This window comes from Vibrio ouci, assembly GCF_004551525.1.
Classification (GTDB): domain Bacteria; phylum Pseudomonadota; class Gammaproteobacteria; order Enterobacterales; family Vibrionaceae; genus Vibrio; species Vibrio ouci.
The window spans coordinates 1-2,171 of the sequence record NZ_SATR01000135.1; the positions used below are offsets into that span (position 1 = coordinate 1).

Sequence of the window (2,171 nt, forward strand, 5' to 3'; positions counted from 1 at the left end):
GATTTTGGGGCGTGCGACATGAGGTCGTATGCAGCGCTGTCCATCGCGTTAAGAATGGACCATCTGTATCACCAGATGAGCCTAAGAGCCTGAATTAAGTAGCGGCTCTGACAATGTAATGAAGACAAGAAACTATCTTGTCGGGAGCTAAATCGCGAGAGGAAGCTCCTCCTGATAACCACATAAATCGGGTGAGTGCTAGGCAGGTAGTATGGTGAACATACGTGAATCCGCATAAGATGCGTTATATCATGAGCAGCGGAAGTGGTTTTTACGCTGTCGCCAAAAGGCACTAAGAGTAGGAAAGAGATTGCCCCATGCTCTTTCGTGATCGACACGCTCTTCGCATTATAGCGGGCACCTAACCTACCATTGCGTTGCATACGGAACATGGTAAGCCTGTATCGCTCCCTATGGGAAAGCCTCTGTGGCCGATAGTGATGCAGGTAGAGGAGGTTGGAAAAAGCAAAGGCTGCATTGTAATGACGCAGATACAGGCTTGTGCCTGATCACGAAAGTGAGCCCACTTCCAACTGGTCTCTCGTTGCGAGAGAGTTTGAAGAACTTTATTAAGGAAGAAAAGCAAATGATGATTTCGAATGAGATTAGTGCATCTTCTGACAGTGCACTGTGGCAATCCATTAACTGGAAGGCCGTAGAGGCGAACGTCTTAAAGCTTCAAATGCGTATCGCAAAGGCAACTAGAGACGGTAAACACGGCAAAGCTAAAGCATTGCAGTGGATACTGACTCACTCTCGCTCAGCAAAACTTCTTGCTGTTAAGAGGGTTTCTCAAAATAAAGGCAGTAAAACGCCTGGAATAGACGGCGTTGTCTGGAACACAGACACGCGTCGTATGAAAGCAGTAAATCAACTGAGTCGGAAAGCTTACCAAGCGAAACCACTCAGGCGTATCTACATTCCCAAAAAGAACGGTAAGCTCAGACCACTGGGTATTCCATGCATGATTGACAGAGCGCAACAAGCTCTCCATCTTCTAGCACTAGAACCTGTGTCCGAAACGCTTGCCGACCCTAATAGTTATGGTTTTAGACCAAATCGCAGCGCGGCTGACGCTGTCAGTCAGTGTTTCAAATGTTTGGCTCTAAAGCGATCAGCTAAATKGGTTCTTGAAGGGGACATCAAAGCTTGCTTCGATAAAATCGGGCATCAGTGGCTGATGGATAACATCGCCATCGATAAACGGATGTTGGAGCAATGGCTAAAGTCAGGCTTTGTAGACAAAGGGCTGTTTTACGACACCGACGAAGGCACGCCTCAAGGCGGAATTATATCCCCCACCTTGATGTTGATGACGTTATCGGGTCTCGAACAGCGCATTAAGTCTATCGCGCTTAAGAAAGGAGCAAGAGCTAACTTTATTGGATATGCCGACGATTTCGTCGTCACCTGCGCTTCAAAGGAAGTGTTGGAGAACGATATCAACCCAATGATTGCTGACTTCTTAGCGGTACGAGGCYTAACGTTATCCGAAGAGAAAACGCACATTACTCACATCAACGACGGTTTTGACTTCCTTGGGTTCAACCATAGGAAGTACAAAGGAAAACTGCTCATTAAACCGAGCAAGGCCAACACGTTGACGTTCCTAAGTAACTTGCGTGGACTCATCAAAAAGCACGTTACCCTACCGGTGAACGACCTTATCAAACTGATTAACCCAAAGCTTAGAGGGTGGTCGAACTATTATCGCCACTGCGTAGCTAAGCAGGTATTCAGTTATATCGGTCACAAACTATTTCAAGCGCTATGGCATTGGGCTAAAAGGCGACATCCAACAAAATCTAWAACTTGGATCGCCTTGAAATACTTCATCAACCGAAAAGGCCAATGGCAGTTTCACGGTTGGCARAAGATAAAGGATATGGATTGCCAGTTTAATCTTTTCCAAATAGCTAAAGTGCCGATAGAAAGACATGTGAAGATCCGAAGCGCAGCGACACCTTTCGACCCTCAATACCAAGAATACTTGGGAAAGAGAAAACACAAAAGGCTAGCTCGTAACTCTTGGATTGAACCAGTTCTCACTGCTTTATAAGTTGCTGGGTATCATTTGATGCCTTTGTAGAGGCTTGAGCCGTATGCAGTGAAAGTTGCACGTACGGTTCTTAGGGAGTCGGCACTTGGTAACAAGTGTCGTCCACCCGACA

1 protein-coding gene is annotated in these 2,171 nt (G+C 46.3%); it reads left to right on the forward strand.

Translation table 11 applies throughout. The features are described 5' to 3' along the window. Window positions 1-586 precede the first annotated feature (586 nt). Complete coding sequence (ltrA, locus tag ELS82_RS24355) at window positions 587-2,059, forward strand: group II intron reverse transcriptase/maturase (RefSeq protein ID WP_134837698.1); 1,473 nt, start codon at window positions 587-589, stop codon at window positions 2,057-2,059. The last annotated feature ends 112 nt before the right edge of the window (window positions 2,060-2,171 follow it).